This window comes from Aurantimonas marina, assembly GCF_017183135.1.
Taxonomy (GTDB): domain Bacteria; phylum Pseudomonadota; class Alphaproteobacteria; order Rhizobiales; family Rhizobiaceae; genus Aurantimonas; species Aurantimonas marina.
The window spans coordinates 114919-140495 of record NZ_JADDXW010000007.1 but is presented as its reverse complement, the minus strand read 5'-3'; the positions used below and the strand labels follow the sequence as shown (position 1 = coordinate 140495).

22 protein-coding genes are annotated in these 25577 nt (G+C 64.6%); 2 read left to right on the top strand and 20 right to left on the bottom strand.

All coding sequences use genetic code 11. The features are described from left to right. Positions 1-18 precede the first annotated feature (18 nt). The 5 genes from ING15_RS10370 to ING15_RS10350 form a co-directional block, all read right to left on the bottom strand. Positions 19-2724: an ABC transporter ATP-binding protein gene (locus ING15_RS10370; RefSeq protein WP_206454732.1), complete on the bottom strand. Its 2706-nt coding sequence runs from the start codon at positions 2722-2724 to the stop codon at positions 19-21. A gap of 1 nt (position 2725) precedes the next feature. Next, positions 2726-4651: an ABC transporter ATP-binding protein gene (locus tag ING15_RS10365; protein WP_232845684.1), complete on the bottom strand. Its 1926-nt coding sequence runs from the start codon at positions 4649-4651 to the stop codon at positions 2726-2728. Between the two features lie 151 nt (positions 4652-4802). Then, on the bottom strand, positions 4803-5960 hold the full coding sequence (locus tag ING15_RS10360) for a glycosyltransferase family protein (protein WP_206454730.1): 1158 nt from the start codon (positions 5958-5960) through the stop codon (positions 4803-4805). Next, on the bottom strand, positions 5960-7117 hold the full coding sequence (locus ING15_RS10355) for a glycosyltransferase family 4 protein (RefSeq protein WP_206454729.1): 1158 nt from the start codon (positions 7115-7117) through the stop codon (positions 5960-5962). The genes ING15_RS10360 and ING15_RS10355 overlap by 1 nt, the downstream gene beginning before the upstream one ends. Beyond that, the gene (locus ING15_RS10350) at positions 7114-8367 is read right to left on the bottom strand and encodes a glycosyltransferase family protein (protein WP_206454728.1); all 1254 of its coding nucleotides are present in this window, start codon (positions 8365-8367) and stop codon (positions 7114-7116) included. The genes ING15_RS10355 and ING15_RS10350 overlap by 4 nt, the downstream gene beginning before the upstream one ends. A 182-nt stretch (positions 8368-8549) precedes the next feature. Here ING15_RS10350 and ING15_RS10345 point away from each other — a divergent pair, with 182 nt between their 5' ends. Beyond that, positions 8550-9902, top strand: a complete 1353-nt coding sequence (locus tag ING15_RS10345) for an adenylate/guanylate cyclase domain-containing protein (RefSeq protein ID WP_206454727.1) — start codon at positions 8550-8552, stop codon at positions 9900-9902. 13 nt (positions 9903-9915) lie between these two features. On the opposite strand, the gene ING15_RS10340 is transcribed toward ING15_RS10345, so the two are convergent. The 14 genes from ING15_RS10340 to ING15_RS10275 form a co-directional block, all read right to left on the bottom strand. Then, a complete protein-coding gene (locus ING15_RS10340) occupies positions 9916-10767 on the bottom strand; it encodes a GNAT family N-acetyltransferase (RefSeq protein WP_206454726.1) in 852 nt (283 codons plus the stop codon). Beyond that, positions 10764-11552 carry a polysaccharide deacetylase family protein gene (locus ING15_RS10335; RefSeq protein ID WP_206454725.1) on the bottom strand — a complete coding sequence of 263 codons (789 nt, stop codon included), beginning with the start codon at positions 11550-11552 and terminating at the stop codon, positions 10764-10766. The genes ING15_RS10340 and ING15_RS10335 overlap by 4 nt, the downstream gene beginning before the upstream one ends. 70 nt (positions 11553-11622) lie before the next feature. Beyond that, positions 11623-11793: a hypothetical protein gene (locus ING15_RS10330; protein ID WP_206454724.1), complete on the bottom strand. Its 171-nt coding sequence runs from the start codon at positions 11791-11793 to the stop codon at positions 11623-11625. 356 nt (positions 11794-12149) lie between these two features. Further along, positions 12150-12542, bottom strand: a complete 393-nt coding sequence (locus tag ING15_RS10325) for a septal ring lytic transglycosylase RlpA family protein (RefSeq protein WP_206454723.1) — start codon at positions 12540-12542, stop codon at positions 12150-12152. Positions 12543-12781: 239 nt separating this feature from the next. After that, a complete protein-coding gene (locus tag ING15_RS10320) occupies positions 12782-14245 on the bottom strand; it encodes an alkaline phosphatase D family protein (protein ID WP_206454722.1) in 1464 nt (487 codons plus the stop codon). A gap of 82 nt (positions 14246-14327) precedes the next feature. Then, a complete protein-coding gene (locus ING15_RS10315) occupies positions 14328-15071 on the bottom strand; it encodes a cell wall hydrolase (RefSeq protein ID WP_408628689.1) in 744 nt (247 codons plus the stop codon). 255 nt (positions 15072-15326) lie between these two features. Next, positions 15327-16106 carry a succinate dehydrogenase iron-sulfur subunit gene (locus tag ING15_RS10310; protein WP_206454720.1) on the bottom strand — a complete coding sequence of 260 codons (780 nt, stop codon included), beginning with the start codon at positions 16104-16106 and terminating at the stop codon, positions 15327-15329. A gap of 185 nt (positions 16107-16291) precedes the next feature. Continuing rightward, positions 16292-17431 carry an App1 family protein gene (locus tag ING15_RS10305; protein WP_206454719.1) on the bottom strand — a complete coding sequence of 380 codons (1140 nt, stop codon included), beginning with the start codon at positions 17429-17431 and terminating at the stop codon, positions 16292-16294. 99 nt (positions 17432-17530) lie between these two features. After that, positions 17531-18184, bottom strand: coding sequence for a hypothetical protein (locus tag ING15_RS10300; protein WP_206454718.1), 654 nt, complete (start codon positions 18182-18184; stop codon positions 17531-17533). Between the two features lie 129 nt (positions 18185-18313). Next, on the bottom strand, positions 18314-19171 hold the full coding sequence (locus tag ING15_RS10295; RefSeq protein WP_206454717.1) for a hypothetical protein: 858 nt from the start codon (positions 19169-19171) through the stop codon (positions 18314-18316). 12 nt (positions 19172-19183) lie between these two features. Continuing rightward, complete coding sequence (gene sdhA / locus ING15_RS10290; RefSeq protein WP_206454716.1) at positions 19184-21046, bottom strand: succinate dehydrogenase flavoprotein subunit; 1863 nt, start codon at positions 21044-21046, stop codon at positions 19184-19186. 2 nt (positions 21047-21048) lie between these two features. Then, complete coding sequence (sdhD, locus tag ING15_RS10285) at positions 21049-21429, bottom strand: succinate dehydrogenase, hydrophobic membrane anchor protein (RefSeq protein WP_206454715.1); 381 nt, start codon at positions 21427-21429, stop codon at positions 21049-21051. A gap of 11 nt (positions 21430-21440) precedes the next feature. Further along, positions 21441-21833, bottom strand: coding sequence for a succinate dehydrogenase, cytochrome b556 subunit (sdhC, locus tag ING15_RS10280; RefSeq protein WP_206454714.1), 393 nt, complete (start codon positions 21831-21833; stop codon positions 21441-21443). 222 nt (positions 21834-22055) lie between these two features. Further along, positions 22056-22535 (bottom strand): GNAT family N-acetyltransferase, encoded by a 480-nt coding sequence (locus tag ING15_RS10275; RefSeq protein WP_206454713.1) that lies wholly within the window; start codon positions 22533-22535, stop codon positions 22056-22058. Positions 22536-22841: 306 nt separating this feature from the next. Between ING15_RS10275 and ING15_RS10270 the strand changes: the two genes are divergently transcribed. Continuing rightward, the gene (locus ING15_RS10270) at positions 22842-24029 is read left to right on the top strand and encodes a GGDEF domain-containing protein (RefSeq protein ID WP_206454712.1); all 1188 of its coding nucleotides are present in this window, start codon (positions 22842-22844) and stop codon (positions 24027-24029) included. A gap of 42 nt (positions 24030-24071) precedes the next feature. On the opposite strand, the gene leuC is transcribed toward ING15_RS10270, so the two are convergent. Beyond that, a complete protein-coding gene (gene leuC, locus ING15_RS10265) occupies positions 24072-25490 on the bottom strand; it encodes a 3-isopropylmalate dehydratase large subunit (RefSeq protein WP_206454711.1) in 1419 nt (472 codons plus the stop codon). Positions 25491-25577 lie beyond the last annotated feature (87 nt).

Below are 25577 nucleotides of genomic sequence, written 5' to 3'. Positions count from 1 at the left end.
ATCGTTACCCGTATCCCCTCAGGCCGGCTCGTCGATCGCGCGACTGACCTTGCGCTGCGAGGTCGTCATCCGGCCGTCCCGGAATTCGACCGTCCGATCGAACAGTTCCGCATGCTCGGCATGACTCAAGACCCAGAAAATCGTCTGCCGTTCAGCACCGAGAGTCTCGCGCGATGCAAGGACCCGCTCAATTGTCGCCCGCTGGCTGTCGCCGTCAAGGGTGGAAATCGGCCGGTTGAGGACGAACAGGTCGGCGCGCTTGAGCAGCGCTCTAGCCAACGCCAGCTTCTGCTGCTGGCCGGAGGACAGACGCTTGGCGCCACTACCCATGTCGAAATCGAGCCCGATCTCGAATACCACGTCGGACAGACCGGTCTCGCGCAGCGTCTCCAGCAGCACTTCGTTGATCCGCGTCGAAGCTTCGGCGTAGCGGTCGACGACGCGGCCGAACAGAACGTTGTCCTGGAAGCTCGCCGCGTGGTTGACCGATTCGGGCGAATGGAGGGAGACAGCCTGGGCCAGGTCCGGATCGAGGCCTTCACGGAACCGGTCCCGGCCGCGAAGAACCACCGCCTTGATGTCCTCGTCGAGGAGGCCCATGCGATGGCGCGGTTCGATATAGCCGAAGGCGAGTTCCTGCAGGGCGCAGCGGTCCTCGTCCGACACCTGGCCGCCCCCAGCGACACGGCGAAGCGTGGAACGGTAAAGATCGACGTCGTCGGGCGAGATCAGGTCGACACTGTCCATCAGCGGATTGTCGGGAGAAAGGTCCCCGAAAATCTCGATAAGGGTCTCGGCGATCTGCCGGCCCATGTCGAACAGTGTCCGATCGAGCCCAGTTTGCTTGAGAACCGCTCGCATCTGCGGCCGCGCGGCAAGCGGGGTCCCCTCTATGGCCTCGGAGAGGGCAATTCCGAAGACGAGATTTTCGAACAGCGTGGCGTAGTCGGAATAGCGCTCCGCGTGGAAAGACTCGAAATACTCCTCGTCGCCGCCCTCCGAGAGACAGGCGCGAAAATGCTGCCGCGCATGGAGGATACGCTTGGTCACCTCATCCGGCAGGTCGGACGGCAGCCGGTTGCGCAGTCCGAGCCGCGAGATGTCGAGCCCCAGCCCGGCAATCTCCAGCACCTCGGCAAGACGCTGCGTCAACGCCTCCGGCCCATCGACACCCGCCGCCTTGTAGTCGATCCAGTCGTCCCGGATATCGAGGTCGATATTGCCGGACTTTCGCGCCTCCTCGAGCCGGATCGCCTCCTCGCGTCCGCGCCGTTTCTCGCGGATCAGCGGGGCGTGGCGCAGGCCGTAGACCAGCGCCTCGCGAACCGACATTCTGGGAAAGTAGAGGCCGGCCTCCGCATAGGCGATGCGGCGCCCGACGAAGGAATCCGGCAAGCCATCCAGGGCATGCCCGTCGATACTGATGCGTCCTCCGGCAACATCCACCAGCCGGACCAGCGCCTCGGCGAGGTATTCGCCGCCGCCTCCGACCGGTCCGACGACGGCAAGCGCCTCGCCCGCTGAAACTCGCAAGCTCGTCGGCTCCAACAGGTCGTTGCCCGCATCGTCGGCGATCCGCAAACCGACGATGGAGATATCACCGCCGATTCGCGGTGGTTCCTCATAAGATACCGCATGGATTGTCGGCGAGAGCAGATTTCCCAGCGCGAACTGCTCGCGGATTTGCGAATATTTGGACTGAACGTCGACGCGGAATTGATCCCAGGTAATCAGTTCCTTGAGCGGTCCGGGCAAATCCTTGTAGGCCGCGATCACCGCGACGAGCTGCCCGATGTCGAGCCGTCCGACAATGACGAAATAACCGCCAACGAGATAGAAGATGAAGGGCGTGATCTGGGCGAGCAAATTGTTGACGAAGTTGGTGAGGAACTTCCACCGAAAGAAATCATAGCGAATCCAGAGGATCTTGCCGAGGCGGCTGCCGAGTTCGGCGCGCTCCCAGTTGGAAGTATCGTTGGTGCGGATCGAGGGAATGCTTTCGACGATCTCGCCGATTCGGCCAGACAGCAGCCGCGCCGTCAACTGGCGTGCGCGGGCGAGAACGATGAGGCGGCGGCGCATCTGAGGGATCAGGATAAGCTGGACGAGCACGATGGCGCCCGCCACCATGCCCAACCAGATGTTTTGCAGATAGATGAAAACGAGAGCCGTCAGCGCCTGACTGAGCAGGAGCGCCGGATCGGCGAACGCGCTACCGCCGAAACCGCCGACTGGCTCGGTCTCGTCCTTGATCATCGACGCGATCTCGGGCCCGCGGATTTGCTTGAAGCGGCCGGTCGGAAACCGCAGCACCCGATCGACCAGTTGATAGCGCAGGCGGCGGAGCAGCCGCTCGCCGAGCTGGCCCTTGTAGTTCGACAGATAGAACTTGAAGAGCCCGTTCACGACGACGAAAAACAGGAAAGTCAGGCTGAGGCTGACGAGAACGCCGAACCGGTCGAATTCGACCCCGTCGAACAGGGCGACTGTCCCGCCGCCGAGAAAGTCCGGAACCGGCAGGATTACCTCGAAGATCGTTTCGGTCTTGCCTGGCTGCCATTCGCCCTGGATCGGGCCGTTGACGATGCGTTTCGGCAGATCGAGCGTCAGATAATAGAACGGCAGCGAGACCAGCAGAACGAAGAACAGCCAGAGCTGTTGCCGGCGCGTGTGCCGCCAGACGTAGCGGAAGACGCTTTCGTCGAGGCTGTCGTGCACCGCCATCTCAGCCTGCCGTTGGCGGGGCGGCGGACATGGCGGTCAGGAATTCGAGATTGGCCGCACGCACGAAATGATCCGGCCGGGCCTCCAGCAGCGGCCGTTCGATCCCCTCGACAACGGTGAACGGCTCCGGCCATTCGCGCCGGCCGGACTCGCCGGCCGAGGGGATACGGGCGAAGTCGAGCGGCCGCGAGGGATCCGCATGCGGCACCGCTTGCATGAGCATCTGCGTGTAGGGATGCAGCGGCGCACGAAACAACTCCCGGCGCGGCGCGAGCTCGACGATCTCGCCGTCGCACATCACTGCGATACGATCGGCGACGTAATTCACGACCGCCAGATTGTGGGAGATGAACAGGTAGGTGAGCCCACAGAGGCGCTGCAGGTCCTTCAACAGGTTGAGAATCTGCGCCTGAACCGAAACGTCGAGAGCGGCTACCGGTTCGTCGCAGATGAGCAATTCCGGTTGCAAAGCTAGGGCCCGCGCGATGCCGATCCGCTGGCGCTGGCCGCCGGAGAAGCTGTGCGGATAGCGATTGGCGTATTGCGCTTCCAGTCCCACCGCTGCCAACAGCCGCTCGATCCGCGCCTGCTTCTCGGACCCGCCGCTCTTGCGATGGATCTCGAACGGTTCGGCCAGGATCGCGCCGACGGTCATGCGCGGATCGAGCGAGGAGAACGGATCCTGGAAGACATATTGCAGGCAGTTGCGAACCGCGAAAAGTTCAGCGCGGTCGGCGTTAACGAGGTCGACAGGCCCGGACTGGGTGTTGAACACCATCGAACCGGAATCCACCGTCACGGCACGCATGATGGCGCGCGCCAGCGTCGTCTTGCCGGAACCGGATTCGCCGACGAGACCGAGACACTCGCCGCGGCGAACGGTCAAGGACACATCCTTGAGCGCATGCACACCCGGCGTTGGCGCCCGCGAGAAAAGACGTTTGTCGCCACGCCGGGAAAAGCTCTTGCCGAGCCCCTTGAGTTCAAGCAGCGCTTCGCCGGGCACGCCCACCGATTCCCGCGTGAACAGTGCCTCGGCATCGACCTTGATCTCGCGGATCGGCTTGAGGCGTGGCGCCTCTTCCCGGTCGAGATCGGGAACCGCCTTCATCAGCGAAATCAGATAGGGGTGCTGCGGGCGCGCGAAAATCGCCGTCGCGGAACCGGACTCCATGACCTTGCCGTGGTGCATGACGACCACTTCCTCGGCAAGATTGGCGACCACGCCGAGATCGTGGGTGATCAGCAAAACGGCCATGCCGAGTTCGGCCTGCATGTCGCGCAGGAGCTTGAGAATCTGGGCCTGCAAGGTGACGTCGAGGGCGGTCGTAGGCTCGTCGGCGATCAGCAGCGCCGGCTTGCAGATCAGCGCCATCGCGATCATCGCCCGTTGCCGTAGCCCGCCCGACAATTCGAACGGGTAGGATTTCAGCGCCCGCTCCGGTTCGGGAAACCGCACCAGCCGTAGCGTCTCGATCGTGCGCTCGCGGACTTCCGCGCCGCTGCCGCGCCCGTGCACTTCGAGCACTTCGCCGATCTGGTCGCCGAGCGTATGGAGCGGCGAGAAGGAGGTCATCGGCTCCTGAAAGACGATGGAGATGGATTGGCCGCGGATCGCCCGAAAGCGAGAACTCCTCGGCGATAGGCCCGCGAGATCGACGACGCCCTGCAGAGGGTCGCGGAATAGGATCTGGCCGCCGGTGATCAGGGCGCCCTTCGGCAAGATTCCAAGGATCGCCTGCGAGGTTACGGTCTTGCCGGAACCGGATTCCCCGACCAGCGCGACGGTTTGCCCGGCGCCAATCGTCATCGACAGGCCGTTGACCGCCCTTACCATGCCGGCCATCGAACGGAACTCGACCGACAGGGATTCGATTGACAGAAGCGCGGAGGCGTCGCACGGGCTGGTTTCCAGACTATCCGACATGGGGCGTTCCAGTATCGCCGTCTCGCTCGCCACGCCCATCCTCCTATGCGCCTCCCGCCACTTCCCGGCGGGAGGCAGAGTGGCCATCGAATCGATTGCACCATGATCCCGCAGCCGAAGTCATGCAATTTCTCGATCGCATGGAGGCCATCTACCGGGTCATCCCGCTGCGATCATCGCCTTTGCCAAGCGCCTCGATCATCCGTGCCGCATGCTCCGCGCCATCGAGATCGATCGACGGACGTTTGGCGGCTGGTCGCTCCAGCGCCTCGGCGATCGCCGCCGCCATCGTCGGCGGGGAGAGTTCGGACGCCTTGACGACGGACAGGAACCCCATGTCCCGCATGCGCTGCGAGCGGTGCCATTGCTCGGTCTCCTCGCCCTCGTCATAGGGCACCACCACGGCGGGCGCCTCGGCCCGCAGGAGATTCATCACCGTGTTGTAGCCGGCCTGCGAAATCGACAGGGCGCAGCCGTCGAGCAGTTCCTGGAAATTCGGCGCGAAACGAGCGACGACGGTCCGCTCGTCCGCCATCGCGGACAATTCCTCGAAGGCCTCGGCGGGAAAGCGCGGCCCGGTGAAGAAACGCCAGACCCGGTCGGCAAGGGGCGTCAACGGACGGGCAGCCATGGCGGCCCGCATCAGGCCACCGGCGGCCGCTCCGCCACCGGCCGAGACGATCACTTCGCCATTCGAGGCTCCGGGAACCCGCTCGGCCGGCTCGGTCACGTAGCCGGTATAGCCAATGAGATCGGCGAGTTCCTCCGCATGCGGATAGGTCTCCTCGAAGGCGAAGAGCGTGGGATCGGAATGGACGAGCACGGCGTCCAGATGCGCGCGCGCGATCGCCGCGCCCTTCTCGGCCCGTTCGGGATGCTTGGTCGCGACCAATATATCGCGCACCGAGGTGACGCATTTGACCCGCGGCTTGTCGCGGGCGGCGCGTTCGAGCAGCGGCAGGAGCTCGAAACCGAAGCGCCAGCGCCCAAAGGGATACATCTCCAGGAGGACGATATCGGGCCGGATTTCTTCGTAAAGATGCAACAGCGCGTCACGCCGCGCCACGCGCCAGGCATCCGTCACCGGCTTGCCGTCGGCGTCGTAGAGCACCTTGAAATCGGCGCCCTTCAGCTTGGTCGCAGGCAGTTGCACGACATCGGCGCCAGCAAAGGGCATTTCGGGCACCGGCATGCCGCCGAGCGCGATGGTCACCGCCATGCCGCGCCCGGCCATGGCGTTGGCGAGAAGCTCGCCGCGCCGCAGATGCCCGACGCCCAGAAGATGCTGCACGTGAAAGAGAACCCGCATCACATCATCTTTCGTAAGGGCCCGGGCCGGTTGCGGGCGAGCGTTTCTCCCAGCGCGTCATCGAGCGTCTTCGACGCCACGGCGAGGTCGTGGTGCGCGAGCATGCGCTGCCGAGCGGCGCGGCCCATTCGCTCTCGCACGGCTGGATCGAGCAGACGCCGAACGCCGTCGGCAAAGCCAGAGGCGTCCCCTTCCGGGGCGATGCATCCGGTCACTCCGTCCGCGACAACGCCTGGAACGCCGCCGCTGCGGCCGGCGACAACGGGCACGCCCGCAGCCTGTGCCTCAAGAAAGGCCATGCTCCAGGATTCCTTGATGGCCGGCCAGACATAGAGGTCGGCCGCGGCATAAAGGGCCGGCATCTCGGCAGGGTCGGCCGCGCCGTGAAAGGTGACACGGGAACCGAGCGCGGCGAAGGCCTCGCGCACTTGTTCCTCCGCCGGTCCGGCACCGACGACGATCAGATGAAACTGGGCATCGCCGGGCGATTGCAGAGCCTTGGCGAGCAAGCGGTACGAGACGAGCTTCTGGTCCTGGCGCATCATCGCGACGGTGAGCAGCCAGGGACGGTCGCCGGCGAGGCCGTGGCGCGCTGCGAGCCGCGCCCGCGTGGTCTCCCGGTTCGCCACTGCCTCGGCATAGGGCCTGATATCGAGGAATGGCGCGAGCTCCAGATAGCGCGCCTCCGGCCGCATCCGGGACAGCACGCCGGGCCGATCGGTCGCATTGAGACCGACAACGAGGTCGGCTCGCGCCAGCGCCACAAGGCTCGCCTCATACCCCCTGTGCCAGGCCCCGCCCTTGCGCTTCTCGGCCACCGACGCCTCGGCGACCGCATAGGGAATGCCGAGATCCGTGGCGACGCGTGGCCCCAGCCAGTCCGGGGCCTTGTGATAGAGATGGTAGGTGAACCAGAAGTCGATCGGCGCGCGGCCGTCATTCCGACGCATGACTCGGTCGCCGAGCCGCCGGCCGAGCCGTTCGATGCGGGCCTGCCGCAACGGGTCGCCCCGATCGTAGCTGCGAAAATCGGAAGGCACCACGACATCGTGTCCGGCAAGCCGCAACGCCTCGACGAGGCCACGCGCCACGGTGCGATCCCCGGATGGATGCGAATCGCGCGGTGATTTCATCGGCGCATAGAATGCGATCCTCATGCCATCCCGGCCTTGGAGATCGGACGCAGCCTCGCACCCTTCCAGTCGTAGGCGTCGTCCTTCTCCGTCCGACCGGCGGCGATATACGCGTCGGCCCTCTCGCAGACCGTTTTCAGCCCGTCGAGAATGCCGGGAATTGCCGCGGATTTTGGCCTGGCCTGTCCCGGCAGCGCCCGGATGGCGTCCGCCATCGCCGACGCGTCGTCGAGGCGGTCGTCGAGCAGCATCGTCAACAGGCCCAGATTCTCGGCCTGGGAAGCACGGATATATTGCTCGAGCCGCGGCTGCCGGCGCGGCACGACGACGGCCGGTTTGTCGAAGGACAGAATCTCGCAAAAGGTGTTGTAGCCGCCCATGGCGACGACGCCTTCGGCCCGCTCGAACAGCGGCTCGATACTGGCCGCGAAGGTGATCACGTCGACGCTGTGGAGCTTTGCCGCCCGACGCTGGAAATCCGCCTGGAAGCCCGGCTCCATGAAGGGGCCGAGGACGATCTTGGCACGAACCCCGATCGCGGGGTCGCTTTCATAGGCGCGCAGGACCCAGTCGACCAGCATCGTCCCGTCGCCGCCGCCGCCGGTGGTGACGAGGACAAAGGGTCTCTCGCCGATCCGGATACGATCGGGCAGGGCGCCGGACGGCTCGTCCGCCCTGTGCAGATAGCCGGTGAATACCGCCTTCTGACGCACCCTTTCCGACACGCCGATGCCCTCCAGCGGATCGCAGATCTGCGGCAGACCATAGATCCAGATGTCGTCGTAGAACTCCTCGAGAGCGACGAAGGCATCCTTGCGGGTCCATTCCTCGACCAGCCGGGACGGCTCGTCCATGATGTCGCGCAAGCCGAGGACGAGGCGCGCGCCGGTGGCTTTCAGATGGCGTAGCGAAGCCTCCACCTCGCCGCGCATGCCCAGCGGCTCCTTGTCCACCAGAAAGATGTCGGGGTCGAAAATCTCCGCCGTCTTCTTGATGACGGCGCTGCGGATTTCGGTGAGATCCTCGATCGACAGGCCGGGATTGGAGGGCGCGTAATTGTCCGCGCCGAGCTTGACGACCCCCGGCACGCGGATGAAATCCACCTGCGGCGGAAAGCTGAACGAGCCGACCACCGGGGAACCGGCGACGAGCAGGATGGCGATATCGGGACGGTGGGCAACCAGCGCCTGCGCGATGACGCGGCAGCGGCGCAGATGCCCCAGCCCATACGTGTCGTGACTATAGATGAGGACGCGCGGAGGCCGGGCTTTCATGAACTACTCCTGGCGCTCGTGCCGTGCTCTCTGCACGCCACACTGGCGACTTTCCTTTTGAGGCGCAAGATCGCACTATCCCTCGCACATTCCAGCCCGGCGTGGCACCGCCCAATTGATGGGCCAACGGCGACATAGGAAGGCGACGGACCGTTCACGGGCGGGCCGATTCGATCGCGGGTATGAGCAAACGCGCCAAACTCGTATCCCCCTTTGCGGGGCGTCGGACCGCCGCCGCGATTCCGGACCGGGTGCAGGAGGTCGTCGCGGAGTTCGAGGCCGTCAGCGAGCGACTGATCGGGTGGGTGCAGTTCGCCATCGGCGTTTTCATCACGCTTCTCTATCTCATCTCCCCGCGTCCGAGCGACGCCTTGATGCAACAGCCGGTGCCGGTCAGTCTGGCGATCTATCTCGCCTTCACCGCGCTCCGCCTGTTTCTGTCCTATCGGATCCGGTTGCCCGGCTGGTTCCTGGTCGTGTCGATGCTGGTCGACATCGCGCTGCTGTACGGACTGATCTGGTATTTTCACATCCAGTACGGCCAAAGCGCCGGCTTCTCCCTGCAAGCGCCGACGGTGATGTACGTCTTTATCTTCATCGCCATCCGCGCGTTGCGATTCGATCCAATCTGGGTGATCTCGATCGGCGCCATCGCCGCCCTCGGGTGGGTCGGCATGACGTTCTACGCCATACACGCGGCGGGGATGCAGGCGATAACCCGCAGTTTCGTCGAGTATATCCAAAGCGATCGCATCCTCGTCGGCGCGGAAATCGACAAGATCGTCGCTATCCTCGTCCTGACCATCGTTCTCGCGCTGGCGCTGACGCGCGCCAAGCGATTGCTTGCGGCGGCGGTGCTCGAGCATGTCGAACGTGAGGAAATCCGCCGCTTTCTTCCCGCCGACGTCGAGCGGGCCATCACCAAGTCGCCGGTGGCGGTGGTCGCGGGCGACGCGGAAGAACGGGACGCGGCGATCATCGTTCTCGACATTCGCGGGTTCACCAGATTCGTCGAGGCCAACGAACCGAAGCGGGTGGTCGCGGCCCTGGTCGGCCTGCACGCGCTGATCGTCCCAATCATCCAGCGCCATGGCGGGATCGTCGACAAATATCTCGGCGACGGCCTGCTCGCGACTTTCGGCGCGACCTCGCCTTCGCATACGGCGGCGGCCGACGCGCTGCGCGCCCTCGTCGAGATCATGGACGTGGCGCGGCAGTGGTCGCGGCGAATGAGCGCAGAACACGGTGACGGCTCGCTGCGGGTCAACGGCGCAGCCACCGCCGGCCCGGTTGTCTTCGCCGCGCTCGGCGACGAGTTCCGCCTGGAATACACCGTCATCGGCGATGCCGTGAACCTTGCGGCGAAGCTGGAGAAACACAACAAGGCGGAGGCGACGTCCGCCCTCACCACCCGATCGACCTACGATCTGGCATGCATTCAGGGTTTCTCCGCCGCCGAGCAGGTTACGCAACGCGTAGGCTGTCGCGTCGCCGGCGTCGAAAAGCCTACAGATCTCGTCGTCATGGCCGCCTGAACCAGGCCGGCCGTCAGGGTAGCTTCTGATCAAGCAGGATCACTTCGGAATAGAGGTGGTCGATGTCGCGGCGCTCGAGGTCCGGCGAGCGGTACCAGCGCGGCAGGACGATCCGCTCGATGGTGCCGGGATCGTCCGCCGGCGCAATCCAGCGCGAATCCACCGCCAATACGCCCCGCTCGCCGGTCGCGATCGTATCGGCCACGGCTTGCGCGTTCGCCGACAGAAACGCCGGATCGCTGGCGTGCAAAATTTCGTGATAGGCGATCGCCTCGCCCTTCAGCTTGCGCTGCCAGACCAGCCAGACGCCGTCGACGATCGCCTGATGCAGATCGAAACCGGCATGGCGGGCGAACATCTCCCGTTGTGGCGGCGTCAGCCGCGTGTGGATATCAGCCCTATCGCTGATACAGGGCAGCGGCGCGGAGCGCGGTTCCGCAAGGGGCCGGAACAGGCTGCGTGTATCGTCGAGAATGTCGAAACCCAACGCGCGGATCTTTCGCCCCGTCGCCCGCCGGGCGGTCATCGTGTGATAGGTCACGTCCGGTTTCGCCATCCCCGCCTGGAGCAGCGTGTCGCCGGTGCCGTCACCGCGGTAATCGGCAAGCAGATACCAGGAGGACAGGTCGCAGAAGCGACGCGTTTGCCCGGCGATGTCCCGGTCGCTGTAGATGGTCGCCATGAAGCCGACGACGACGCCGCGATCCTCGACCAGCCAGCCCCGCTCGACCCCGTCCGGCCGCCAGGGATAGTCGAGGAGCAGCCGCCAGCGTTCGGGCGGAATCTTCGCATTCATATGTTCGTGAAGAAGCCGCGCCACCGCCTCGATATCGGTCTCGACGGCCGGTCTGACGACGACGCTCATCGCCGCGCTGCTTTGGAGCCGGGCGCGGCGTTCGCGAACAGCGTGCCGGCTTCGGTCCAGCGCACCGCCGGGTGCGCGGCGAGCAAACCCAGGATCTCGTCGAGAAATGCCCAGGTCTCGGCGTCATGGTCGAGATGGTGGGTGAGAAGACCGAAGGGTTCGTCGGGATCGGTCCGGCCGCAGCGGCGATCGGCCAGCCGCTCCGCGCAAAGCCGGAGCAGCTTGTCGCGCCCGGCGAAGCGCGCTCCACCCTTCCAAGTCAGAAGGTCCAGATGAGCGTTGACCGCGAAGCTTCCGGCCCCCGCCTGGGTGGCGGCGCGGGGGCCGAAGACCGAAAGGCCACCGAAGCCCCGATCGGGAAGCGCCGTCGCGATCGCCGGCTCGATGCGATTCCACGGTGGCACCATGACCGGGCTAAATCGCGACCCGAAAGCAGCGGTCAGGCGCGCGCGGCCGGCAGCGAGCTCGTCGAGGACGGCCATTGCGGGCCGATCGCCGCCGCATTCCACTGCGCGCTCGCTCGCTGCCGCGTGGTTCTGGTGGGCGAATCCGTGCTGCAGGACGCTGACCAGCGGGTCGTCGATGGACGGAATGAGCGCATCGGACATGCGCGCCGGGATCACCGCCAGGGCCAGCGGCGCGCCGTGACGGCGCGCCGCCGCGACGAGGCGGACGAGCGCGGGAGTGGGCTGCGCCGCGTCGTCGTCGCGCCACCACAGAACCACGGTTCGGCCTTCGGCCATCCAGTGGTCGAGTTCATGGAGAAGCGCGTCGGTGCCTGACATCGCCGACGCTTAGCGGGAACATGGTTTGCGGGCAATCGGCCGGGTCGTCGGTTTCAGCACCGGGTCCGTGTCAGTATTTTTCCTCTTCCTCCGCATCCTGCTCCTCGATCGGGATGTCCTTGCCGATCAGACGCTCGCCATCCTTCTTGCCGCGAAAGGCATTGTCGGTCCGCTCCACGGCGTTGCCGAGAACGTCGCCATCGGGCGCTTGCGGCTCTTGGGTATTTTTGGGGTCCGGCATCGTCGCGCTCCTCGGTTTCCTGACGAGGAAACCGGCGAATGGCCGTATCCGTTCCCGGGCGGCCAGCCTGTCAGCAAGTGGGGCAGCATCGAACAAGGCCGATCCAGATGAGGAAAGCGCCCGATCCCGAGGGAAGCGGACGCTCTGAACCAACAGCCCGAGGGAAGCGGACGCTCTGAACCAACAGATTGATGCGGAAGGAATTGCGTCGCGGCGCGTTCACCGCCTGGCATCGGGAGGGAGTGACCTGCTCCCCTTCCCCTCGCGTTCCGACGGGCCCCATTGCTCCCGTCATCCCCAGGCCTCACCGGCCTCTATGCAGTGGCGGCGCTCGGTCGCCCCGGCGCGTCGCTCGATCAGACGACGTCGAGAGTGACCCGGGCGGTGCCCGACTGGATCATGCCGATTTTCGAGGCGGCTGCCTTGGACAGGTCGATGACGCGACCGCCGGCATAAGGGCCGCGATCATTGATGCGGACGACGACGGACTTGCCGTTGCGCTGGTTGGTGACCCGGACCTTGGTGCCGAAAGGCAACGTCTTGTGCGCCGCCGTCATCGAGTTCATGTTGAACTTTTCGCCGTTGGCGGTCGTGCGGCCGTGAAAGCGTTTGCCGTAATAGGAGGCCGCGCCCGAAGCGGCTTTGTGGACACCATGCGCGGCGACAGGCGCGACACTGGCGGTGTATCCGGTAACCAGCGTGCTGGCGAAGAGGGCGGCGGCCAGCGCGGCCTGGGGCAGAAGCTTCATGACAAGTCCTAATGTTGCGTTGCGACATTCGCGACGCCGGCCTTGTCGGTAATTGCTGTGACGAAAAATTGAACGGACCCTGGCAGCAATGGGGTCATTCCGTGATCATGGAACTTTTCTCGATTTGGCCGCAACATCCCGCCAAACCTGGGACATCGGGATGCGTCGGCCAAGTCAACGCGGCAACGGCATCGCAACTGGCCACATTCGGCGCCTGAATCACAATCGTCGGCCGCCTTTTACAGCGAGAGCAACGGCGTGCGGCCGCTGTCTTCTAGCTCCCATTGCACCGTCCAGGAGGCATCCACGAGCGTGAGAACCAAGTAGTTCCGCTCCGCGGTATAGATCGCACGCTGCGACGGCAGCGGCCGAAGGCGGATTTTCCGCTTCGGCAGCGGGCTTTCGCCGACCCGCGCCAGGAGACCGAGCATCATTGGATAAAAATCGCGCGGCGCCGGATGTGAAATGCCGGACGCGACGAGCTGGTGCAGGGTCGAGCCGTCCTTCAGCCGCATCTCGCCACGGGTGGCGAGGTGGATTTCGCCGGACACCACCGTGATACAACCGCGATGGCCCTCCTGGCGTTCGGCGATCAGGCGCAGGAAGCGCTTCCACTCCTCCCGGTGCGCGCGGCTCTGCCACTGATCGCGCAGATCGTCCTCCAGCTCGCGAATCTTGGGAACGATGTCGGCGACGGCCTCCACCCAGCTCAACCGTGGGCCGAGTGCGGGAACGCTCGACATCAACAGGATGGCCTCGCCATCGGGCGTCGCGGCCATGGCGCGTTCGAACCCGGACCAGCCGGCGTCGCCCATCACCCGGTCCGGGCGCCGCTCGCTCCTCAGATCGGGAGCAAGGATGGACAGGCCCGGATAGCGCACGGCCACGCCGAGCGTCCGTCCGCTTCTATCGAACGCGATGTCGGGCATGGCGCCCTCGTTGGCCGCGAGTTGGAACAGAAGAAACATCTCCCGCGCCGCCGCGAAGAGGCCTAGCCCGACCGGACTGTCGAGCAGGGGCTCGGGATGGCTGCCCCAGCCGTCGAAGATGTCGTGATCGTCCCACATCATGATGGAAGGAATGCGCGCCGCCAGGGTCCGCATTGCCGGACGGGCGAAGGTCGTCAGATAGCGACGAAAATAGAAGCGCCGGACCGCCTCGCGCACGTCATCGGTGAAGGCAATGTCCGCCCGCTGGCGCTTTGGCCGCTCGGACCAGCGCCGAACCACCTCGTGCGCGCTCAATACGTCGTCGGCATAGAGCTGGTCGCCACCCTGCAGCATCAGTGCGAAAGGCGCGCGCCCATGTTCTTCGACGAGACGGCTCCACATCGCGTCGCGCTCGCCGACGCCGCGGTCCAGATCGCCGTGCTCCTGGCCGTTGCAGGAGACATAGGCAATCCGAACGCCCGGATCGTCGGGCGGAGCGATTTCGAACCGCTCGCCGCCCAGCCGGTAGGCGGCGGGCCGGCCTGCCGGCAACGAGAAATCGTACCGCCAGACCACGACGCCGAACAGCGTGGCGATCGGCCGGGGCTTTATCGCCACGCCCTCTTCGCCAACGTGCAGCGGCGGCGGCTCGTCTGTCTCTGGCCGCACGACCAGCGCGGCCAGGCGGTTGCGATGACCGTCGCCGCCGCGCGCATAAAGAATCGGTCCGACCCGGTCGACGGCCGGACCATCCTTGCCCTGTTCAACGATCATCGATCCCTGCCCGGATTGCCGTCCAACGCCCGCGCATCAACCGCCCGGGAGAGCGGCGGCGGCGTTGCCTCCGGATATAAGTCTATTGGCCGAGGTTTCCGCCCACTTCGGATGCCGGATCGTTCGCCACCGCGAGAGAGGGTTCAGCCGTGGGCTCGGCCGAGACGCCCGGCAAGGCGGTCGCGCCCGAAAGCCTCGCGGACTTCCCCTGCGGGACAGCGGCTGCGGCCTGCGCCTTGGCCGGCCTTGGGACGGGCTGCCCGGCGGCCAGGCCCTGCCACAGTGCCAGAAACTGACTGTCATCCGGCGTCCGCGCCTCTGTCTTCGCGACCGCGGCCACTTGCGTCTCGGCGTCGGTCTTCTCCGTCGGCTTCCGCCGAATCCGGTTGATGGCGCCGGAGGCTCCCGTCCCGCGAATTTCCGCCTGAGAGGCAATCCTGACGTCTGGACGACGCCGGCGCGACACCTTTTCATAGAACGCGTTGCCGCCGGCAATCGCCTTGTAGTTCATGTTGTTATAGGGAAATTTCAGTCCCGCCGTATGAAAGAACTTGGCGTTCTCGACGCCGCCATGCCGCTTGCCGGAGAGTACCTCGGCGGCCGTCTGCATGGCGAGTTCCTTGCCGGCCCCCATCTGGCGGGTCATCACACCGGGGGCGAACTGGCGCGGCTGCCCGACGACCTCGCAGACATCACCGGGATAGCGGTCCGATTCCACCCGGTTCATCACCACGGTGCCGACCGCCAGCATCCCGTCGGGACTGGAGCGGTTGGATTCGAAATACATCGCCCGCGCTAAACACTCCTGGCTCGGGCCGTAGCTCATCGGCTTGATCACATCCTCAATCTCCGGCGTTCCGACGCAGGCGGCGAGAACGAAGGGGAACAGGATGGTGGATACGCTCGCGAGTCGGCGGAAAGATCGGATGCTCGTCATCCCGCATCCGTGACGGGAGAAAATGTCCGGAAATTGGACCGGCGTCGCGTTTACGACCCATCGCGGCCGTTTTGACCGTCAGTGTGACAGAGTCGCCGCACACGCGGCGTTCCCTCGCAGCGAGAAATCGACAAGCACCCGCGATCAGACGCGGCGCTCGACCATCATCTTCTTGATTTCGGCGATCGCCTTGGCGGGATTCAGCCCCTTCGGACAGGATTGGGTGCAGTTCATGATCGTGTGACAGCGATACAGCTTGAACGGATCCTCCAGATCGTCGAGCCGTTCGCCCGTCGCCTCGTCGCGGGAATCGATCAGCCAGCGATAGGCCTGAAGCAGCACCGCCGGGCCGAGATAGCGTTCGCCGTTCCACCAATAGGATGGGCACGAGGTCTGGCAGCAGAAGCACAGAATGCACTCGTAGAGGCCGTCGAGCTTCTCGCGATCCGCGTGGCTCTGGCGCCACTCCTTCTCCGGCTCCGGCGTCTCGGTCTTCAGCCAGGGCTCGATCGAGCGAAGCTGGGCGTAGGGCACTGTCAGATCCGGGATCAGATCCTTGACCACCGGCATATGCGGCAGCGGATAGACCTTCACCGGCCCGGCAATCTCGTCCATGCCCTTGGTGCAGGCGAGCGTGTTGGAACCGTCGATGTTCATGGCGCAGGAACCGCAGATGCCCTCGCGGCACGAGCGGCGCAGAGTCAGCGTGGAATCGACCCGGTTCTTGATCCACAGCAGCGCGTCGAGGACCATCGGCCCGCAGTCGTCGGTATCGACGTAGAAGGTGTCCGTGCGAGGATTCTCCCCATCATCCGGCGACCAGCGGTAGATTTTGAATTCGCGGACGTTCGTCGCCCCCGCCGGCTTGTCCCACACCTTGCCGTGGTTGATCGTGGAATTCTTCGGAAGGGCGAGTTCGACCATGACGCTTTATCCGGTGCCGGTTGGATTGGCCGCAACATAAAGCGTGCGCTGCAAAACACCAGAGACGAAACGGCGCAGGAGTGGCCCGATCGTCCGAATAGGCGCGGTGCCGATGCGAACCGGCCCCGCCGGCAGGCGACGCCCCCTTCCATGTCGCCGTGCGGCCTCTATCCAGGGCCGGCGGCCTAGCCGTCTACACGGCCCTCCTCCCGGCGCCTCTGTTCAATGGCCCCGCGAACCTCTTCGAGAACGGAGGGTCGCGCCAGCCCCGATTCGGCGGCGTGGACCGCCGCTTCCTCTAGCGTCGGCGCCACGGTGACGGCTACGCCGGCGCGCTTCAGGCTGGCAACACCCTCGTCGGCCTCCTGCGCGAGGTGCCCCGCCGTCACGTCGCGGATGTGGACAGCCAGGACGCGGTCCGGATAGCGGCGCGCCGCTTCGGCGTAGATCACGGCGTCGCGCTGACCGGAATCGCCGACCAGCACGAATGGCAGTTGCGGATGGGCTGCCATCACCCGCTCGATCATCGTCAGCTTGTGGTCGTCATGGCCGCCCGTCAGCCATTTGGTGGCGTCGAGGCCGAAATCCTTCAGAAGCATCGGACCGAGCGGAATATCGTGCAGCACCATGAAGCGCTCGAACAGATCGAACAGGTTCCAGGGGCTGGACGAGACATAGAAGATCGGATTGGTTTGCGGGCCCGCCTCGCCCTCTGCGAGCCCGCGGTAAAGGTGCGTGACGCCGGGAAAAGCGGTCCGGCTCTCGGCCGAATTCGCCGCCACCGTCCGCCAGTGCTTGAGGAAATTGGTGGCACCGGTCTTCACGATGGTGTCGTCGATATCGGAGATGACGCCGAACCGGGCTTTTGGCGAAACGATGCGGATTTCCGCTTTCGCTCCCAGCGGCCGCACGTTGTAATGCGGCACTTCGGTGAGGATCAGTTCGACGGGAAGCCAAGGGGCCGCCTCGCTCAGCGCGGGGTGTTCGATGGTCAGATCGAAATATCCCTCTTCGTCGGTCGTCACCTCGCCGGTGATGCTGCCCGTCGAATAGGCAATTCGCGCGTCCCTGACCTCGTCGGTCTCATAGCGTTTGAGACTGAGCCACATATTGCCGACGATCGACTCGGAGTGTTCGGCCGAGATCACGCCCTGATCCTCGATGACCCGGCCGCGCAGCCACAGCCCATGCGGCGTTTGAAACCCGCGATAGGCCAGAAGAATCGGCGTGCCCAGAAGGCCGGTCGCCCGCTTCGCCCGGAAGCGAGCTCTGTCCCATAGATTTTCGGCGCGGTGCGCGAGCGCGTGAATTTTGTCGTGAGCCATCGCGCAGACGATAGGGCTGCGCGATGGCTCGGCGAGAAAAAATCTTGCTGGCGGACGAAAGGCCGGTCGCTTCACAACCGGCCCCTTCCGTCGCGAGGACTATTTGGCGGGCGCCGGCGCCTCTGACTTGCCGTTCTGTGCCGGAACGAACGTTCCGGTCGCGCAGGCGTCCGACGTCGTGTTGAGGAAGGCGAAAATCGTTTTCTGATCGGATTCGCTAACGCGGCGGTCCTTGAGCATGCGGTCGGCGACCGGCGGCGCCACCACACTGGCAATCAGATAATCGCGCTGCGGGTCTGACAATTCGCTCATCGCTTCAGTCGCAAGACAGGTGCACGCGGCCGGCGTCATCTGCTTCATCTGCACGCCGCAGAGCCCCGCGATCATCTCGATCTGATTGTCGCCGCTGACGCGGGGCAGCTCGAATTTCTCGCCGACCTCGTTCGACGGCATGGCGCTGCCCTCGCTCTCCACCGTACCTGACCCGGCCGCTGACGTCGCCGAGCCCGCCGGCGAACCGGAGGCCGTCGCATCGCTCGCCTCGCCGCCCGAAGCGGCCGGTTTCTCGGGCGTTTCCGTCGCGGCTGGGTTGGTCGGCGTCGGGACTCCTTGCGCAGGTCCACCCGCTTCGGCCTCGGCAATCCCTTCACTTCGGGTCTTCGGCACCTCGGTCGTCGATTGCGCAAGGGCTGGCGCATTCATCAGAGCGAGCGCGGCAACTACCGCGAGCCCGGCGCCTGTTGATCGGTTCATGCAGTTCCTCCGAAATGACTGAATGTCGGCCGCTCAAGCGGACCGGTCACCGGTGCCCGAGAAATATCTAGGGCAATGGACGGGTTGTGGCAGACCGGTTCCCCCTTCTGTAACGGTTAGACCCGAAAATTAGGGCGCGTTTCGGAGCTTCTCGTTGTTGAGGTATTGATAGATGCGCGCCGCGTTCTCCGGAAATTTTTCAGACATTTCATCCTGAAAGAAATTAAGCATTGCCTCCTGCCGAGAGCCTTCGAATTTTCTACCCAGCACCATAAGCTGGTTGGATGCACCGATTACGCGATTGCCCCAAAATTTCAGCAGATTTTTATCAGACAATTTCCTGCCCGTATAGATTATCAATCCATCTACAAAGAAACGAAATACCTTTAAGTCCGCGTATGTTTCATTGTTATAACCAAAGACAGGAATTTTCACGCGACACGGACTATGCACATGCCGCTGCCCGATTGACGTTATCAGCATCAACGAGCATGGGAAGTCCGAAAGCGACGCTTCAACTCTTCCCACAATAATGTTCGTCAGCTTTCTTTTTGCGACTGGGTCGATACGAATTTCCCTAAACTCCGACCGTCTACTAAAACTAGCCCGCCACAGGAGACTATGGCAGAATAGTCTAAGCTTTTCCGAATTAACATCATAAAGCGTTAGAATCTCAAACTCTGCGCCCGGTAGCGAATAACGCCCCGCATTTTCCGTCAATGGAAAGCTACGCCATGCCAAGCCGAGCCGATCTATTTCGTTGACCGCGTCCGAATCGATCCGAGCAAGGATGTCCTCACCTTCTTTGGTAACCAGCTTGTTGTCGAACCAGCTACTTCTCCTGACGACCGGCCTATCGGACCCACAGCCATATTCGACTCTGGTAATATGGTCCAAGACAAGGTCGGTGAAGGCTCGGGGGATGATATGGGACTTTACCAATCGCCCGTGTTTCCCGGTTAGCTTACACCTGCCAAATTCCGCCATGCCGATTGTCGATCAATACACCCGCGTTTTCGGCTCAATATAGTCGATCTCGTTCGACAGCGTATAGGCATGCACCGGCCGGTCCTCGAGTGTCACGGTCCTGGCATCGGTGTCGCAGAACGACAGCGTGTGCTTCATCCAGTTGGCGTCGTCGCGGTCGGGGAAATCCTCGCGGGCATGGGCGCCGCGCGATTCCGTCCGATTGCGCGCCGAATCCATCGTCACCACCGCCTGTGCGATCAGATTGTCGTATTCGAGCGTCTCGACGAGGTCGGTGTTCCAGATCAGCGACCGGTCGGTCACCCTGACATCTTCCGAGGCGGACCAGACCTCGTGAATCTTCTGGTGCCCCTCCTCCAGAACCTCGCCGGTGCGGAACACCGCGCAGTTCGACTGCATGGTCTGCTGCATCCGGTTACGGAGTTCGGCCGTCGGCGTCGAGCCGGCGGCATGGCGGAACCGGTCGAGGCGGGCGATCGCCTTGTCGCCGGCATCGGCCGGCAGCGGCGCGTGGCCCTCGCCGGGCGTGACGGTTTCGGCGCAGCGCAGCGCCGCGGCACGGCCGAACACGACGAGATCGATCAGCGAATTGGAGCCGAGCCGATTGGCCCCGTGGACGGAGACGCAGGCCGCCTCGCCTACCGCCATCAGCCCCGGCACGACAGTATCGGGATTACCGCCGTTCTTGGTCAGCACCTCGCCGTGATAGTTCGTCGGTATGCCGCCCATATTGTAGTGGACCGTCGGCAGCACCGGAATCGGCTCGCGGGTCACGTCGACCCCGGCGAAGATCTTTGCCGATTCCGAAATGCCGGGCAGCCGCTCGTGCAGCACCGCCGGATCGAGGTGGTCGAGGTGCAGGAAGATGTGGTCCTTCTGCTTGCCGACGCCGCGCCCCTCACGAATTTCCAGCGTCATCGCCCGGCTGACCACGTCGCGCGACGCCAGATCCTTGGCCGACGGCGCGTAGCGCTCCATGAAGCGCTCGCCCTCGGAATTGGTGAGATAGCCGCCCTCGCCGCGCGAGCCCTCGGTGATCAGGCAGCCGGCGCCGTAGATGCCGGTTGGGTGGAACTGCACGAACTCCATATCCTGCAGCGGCAGGCCCGCCCTGAGCGCCATGGCGTTGCCGTCGCCGGTGCAGGTGTGGGCCGAGGTCGCGGAGAAATAGGCGCGGCCGTAGCCGCCGGTGGCCAGGATCGTCTTCTTGGCGCGGAAGCGATGCAGCGTGCCGTCGTCGAGGCAGAGCGCGATCACGCCCCGGCAGACCCCCTCCTCGTCCATGATCAGGTCGATGGCGAAATATTCGATGAAGAACTCGGTGGAGTGGCGTAGCGACTGCCCGTAGAGGGTATGCAGCATCGCGTGCCCGGTCCGGTCGGCGGCGGCACAGGTGCGCTGGGCAGGCGGACCCTGGCCGAAATCGGTGGTCATACCGCCGAAGGGCCGCTGGTAGATCTTGCCATCCTCGGTACGCGAGAAGGGCACGCCGAAATGCTCCAGCTCATAAACCGCGGCCGGCGCCTCGCGCACCAGATATTCGATGGCGTCCTGGTCGCCCAGCCAGTCCGACCCCTTGACGGTGTCGTACATGTGCCAGCGCCAGTCGTCCTTGCCCATGTTGCCGAGCGAAGCGGCGACGCCGCCCTGCGCGGCCACGGTGTGCGAGCGCGTCGGGAACACCTTGGTGATGCAGGCGGTCTTGAGTCCGGCCTGCGCGGCGCCAAGGGTCGCGCGAAGACCGGCGCCGCCGGCCCCGACGACGACGACGTCGAAGGTGTGGTCGGTAACGGGATAGGCCTTGCCGTTCTGGGCCGGGGCGCTGCGATGCGGCTGCCCGGCTCTATTGCCGTCGGCGGTTCCATTCGTTGCCATGGTCAGACTCCGAAGCTCATCTTGACGATCGCGAACAGGCTCGCGCCGGCGACGGCGACCGCGAAGAAGGTGTTGAGGATGAGCAGCGGCACTTTCGCATCGCCGTGGACATAGTCCTCGATGATCACCTGCATGCCGATTTTCATGTGAACCGCCGCCGACACGGTCACCAGCGCCATGGCGATTCCGACGAGCGGATTAGCGAAGGCGGCTCTCACATCCGCATAGCTCTCGTTGTGAAGGGCGATGACGAGGATCACGAAGAAGCTGATCAGAAACAGGTTGGCGACGGCGGTCAGCCGCTGCTGCCAGAAATGATCGGTGCCGCCGCGCGTCGATCCGAGACCTCGGACGCGGCGCAAAGGTGTTCTCATGTCGGTCATGGCGCGCTCCCTCAACCGAAGACCAGGATGCCGACCCACAGGATCAGCGTGACGGCCAGCGATGCCACCAGCGTCGCCTGGGCCAGAAGGGTCGAGGTTTCCTTGCCAAGCCCGTGCCCCGTGTCCCAGATGAGGTGGCGGATGCCGCCGAACATGTGGTGGAGCAATGCCCAGCTGTAGCCGAACAAGATCAACCGGCCGACGATGGAGCCGAAAAACGACGAGGCATAGGAGAAGGCCTCAGGACCACTGGCCGCGGCGACCAGCCACCAGACGAAGAACAGCGTGCCGACGTAAAGCGCGCTGCCGGTGATTCGATGCAGAATCGACATCGCCATGGTGGGGCGGAATTTGTAGATGCTGAGATGCGGCGAGAGGGGCCGCGGGGGTGGGGCGTCGGACATCGGTGCTCTCTCGTCCTCGAATTTCCCTTGCGCCACGCAGCATATAGGCAAAGGCCTCACGCCGCACAGCGCGATCGGATGAACCCTAAAAGGCTTATCGCAACTGCGAAAGCAAGTCTCTCGCATCGCAGTCGGGACGGCGAGGCCAGCTTAATCGATTAGGCGCGGCAAGAGGGCGCAACTCGCCCAGACAGGTCCGGCACCTTCCTTGCTGCTTTCGAATCACGTCGGCGGGGGCTCCCGGTCGATAAAGCGGATCACGTAGCTCGACCAGTCCGCGGGATCGGCGATCTTTTCATAGAGCCGGCGCCCATTGCCCGGATTCCTCGGCGAATGCAGAACCAGTTTCGACCAGCCGCGCCCGTCCGCCTCGTCGGCAAGCAGATCGATCATCGCCTTGGCGATGCCTTTGCGGCGATGCCGATGATCCACATAGATGTGGTCGGCGAGCCCCGAGCGCATGCCGGTCCACACATCCGGGATGTCATAGAACAGAACGAAGCCGACGAGCTCGCCATCCAGCCGCGCGCCGAGCAATTCCGCTGTCCGGTCCTGCAGCAGCTGCTCGGCGTAATAGGTGTCCGGAGGCCCCGGCGCACCGCGAAAAAGCGACTGGTTGTAGGCCGAGATCAACGGTGCCAGATCGCGCGCGTCGCTGAGGCGCAGTCGCCTGATATCGATGTCGGGGGCCAGCGTTTCCATGGCAAAAGCCTTTCACGCCTGCGGGGGCCGGCGTCAAGCCTCGCGACCGGCCCTGAGGCCGATTCGCTTGCGCCATGCCCGATCAGCACGACCGCCACGCAAATCTCCAATGATGGCCGCATCCCCCTCCGTCATGCCTCTGTCACCACACCGTTTTTAAAAGCAATTTCCGGATCTAGTCAGAGCCAATACTACGATCAACTTAAGCGGTGCGTTAACTTAAGCCAGATACGATGGCTCCAAGCAACGGATCGGGGCGCCGTCACCCCGCACGGCCCCGTGGCCGTCTTTCGATTACGAGCCGCCATGAGCGAAGCAGACATTCTGGCCTGGTGCGTGCCTCTCGCTCTTGCGGCGATCTCGGGGGTCTTCCTCGTCCTCGGCGTCACCGTTCCCGGCGGGGTCTCATGGGGCATCGCATACGCGCTGGCGGCCATCGGCTATGCGACGGCGGTCTTTCCAGGCGGGGACTACGGCGCCGCAAAAGCGATCTTCGAAGATTCCCTGTTCCTGTTCGCCATGATGGCGATGGCGCGCGGCATATCCCAGCGGTTCCAGCGCCGTCCGCACGACTGCGCCGCCCTGGCCGTGGTCGCGCTGACGCTTGTCGTGGCCGGACTCGCTCTGGTCTTCTACGACAGCGTTCCGACGGAGATCGCCGCCGTGCAGACCGGATGCGCCGCCTTCGCGCTTTTCGCCGCCACACGAATGTGGGGCAATCTGCAAAAACCGGTCAACCGGGCCTTGTTCGCACTCGCCCTGCTTTTGGCAACAAACCTGCTGGCGCAGAACGTCTGGTTTCTCCTCGATCCGTCTCCCCAGCTGACAATGGCCGACTGGCGACAGTCGAGCTGGGCGTTTTTCTTCCAGCTCGGCGGCATTGCGTTCGGTCTTCTGTTCGCCTTCACCGCGCTCATCGCCATCGGTCTCGATGCCGTCGAGCGCTATCGCGTCTCCTCCGAGACGGACCTTCTATCGGGCCTCCTCAATCGCCGCGGTTTCGAGTTGCAACTACGCGCCGCCACGGAGCGCCGGGAAGCCGAGGGTGCGCTCGTCCTGATCGACGTCGACCACTTCAAGGCCGTGAACGACCGCAATGGTCATGCGGCCGGCGACATGGTGATCGCCGGCTTGGGGGCGCTTCTCGGTCTGTTCGCCGATCGCCTCGGCTTTGCCGGACGAATGGGCGGCGAGGAGTTCGCGATCTTCGTCGAAGGAGCCGATACATCGGCGGGCGCCGCGAGGGCTCTCGAAATCCGCGAGGCGCTAAAGGGCGTCGCCTGGCCGCTGCCGCTGGTCGGCATTCAGATTACGGCCAGCTTCGGGGTCGCCGCCGCCCGGCCGGGCGAGAGCTTCGAATCCGCCTATCGGCGGGCGGACGACAGGCTCTACCAGGCAAAGCAAGCCGGCCGGGACTGCGTCATCGCGGCCGCGATGACCGTCGTCGCAACCAGACAACCGGGCGCAGTCGGTTCAATCTCGCGGGTCGCCTAATCCCGTTCGCCCAAAGCCGATTGGAGCCTCGGACGACAGTCTCTATTTCCAGGTTCTGATGTCGACGAAGCGGCCGGCGATCGCCGCCGCCGCGGCCATGGCCGGCGACACCAGATGCGTGCGCCCCTTGGAGCCCTGACGGCCCTCGAAATTGCGGTTCGACGTCGAGGCGCAACGCTCATGCGGCTTCAGCCGGTCCTCGTTCATACCGAGGCACATGGAGCAGCCAGGTTCGCGCCACTCGAAGCCGGCCGCCGTGAAGATCCGGTCGAGCCCCTCTTCCTCCGCCTGCGCCTTTACCAGCCCCGAGCCGGGGACGATCATGCCGGAAACGCCCGTCGCCATACGACGCCCTTCGACCACCTTGGCGACGGCCCGAAGATCCTCGATCCGGCCGTTGGTGCAGGAGCCGATGAAGATCTTGTCGACCGCGATATCGGTGACCTTCGTGCCGGGGGTCAGTCCCATATAGTCGAGGGCGCGCTGCTTCGACTTGCGCTTGTTCTCGTCCGGGATCGCCGTCGGATCGGGCACGACGCCCTCGATCGAGACGACGTCCTCGGGCGACGAGCCCCAGGAGACGATCGGCGGTAAATTGGCTGCGTCGAGCCGCACCACCTTGTCGTAATGGGCGCCCTCGTCCGATGACAGCGTCCGCCAATAGTCGACGGCCATCTCGAAAGCCTCGCCCTTGGGCGCGCGCGGCTTGTCCTTGATATAGGCGAAGGTGGTCTCGTCCGGCGCGATGAGCCCGGCCCGCGCGCCCGCCTCGATCGACATGTTGCAGATCGTCATCCGGCCTTCCATCGAAAGCGCGCGGATCGCCTCGCCGGCATATTCGATGACATAGCCGGTGCCGCCCGCCGTGCCGATTTCGCCGATGATGGCCAGAATAATGTCCTTGGCGGTGACGCCTTCGGGAAGCTGGCCGTTCACCTCCACCAGCATGTTCTTCGCCTTGGACTGGATCAGCGTCTGGGTGGCCAGCACATGCTCGACTTCCGAGGTGCCTATGCCGTGCGCCAGCGCCCCGAAGGCGCCATGGGTCGAGGTGTGGCTGTCACCGCAGACGATGGTCATGCCCGGCAGGGTGAAGCCCTGTTCGGGACCGATGATGTGGACGATGCCCTGCCGCCGGTCGACCTCGTTAAAATATTCGATGCCGAAATCGGCGGCGTTCTTCGCCAGCGCCTCGACCTGGATGCGGCTTTCTTCGTTGGCGATGCCGTGCGAGCGATCGGTGGTCGGAACGTTGTGGTCGACGACGGCCAGCGTCTTCTCCGGCTGACGCACCTTGCGGCCGGCCAGTCGCAGACCCTCGAAGGCCTGCGGACTCGTCACCTCGTGGACGAGATGGCGATCGATATAGATCAGGCAGGTACCGCCCTCCTGTTCCTCGACCAGATGTTCGTCCCAGATCTTGTCGTAGACGGTGCGGGGTTTGGCTTCGGCGTTGCTCATGGCTCGGTCCTTGTCCGGCGGCCTCTCGGGCCACGGTCGGTAGAATGCGAAAAGAATGGATCGCGTCGCGCGCCATCGGGGCGCTCG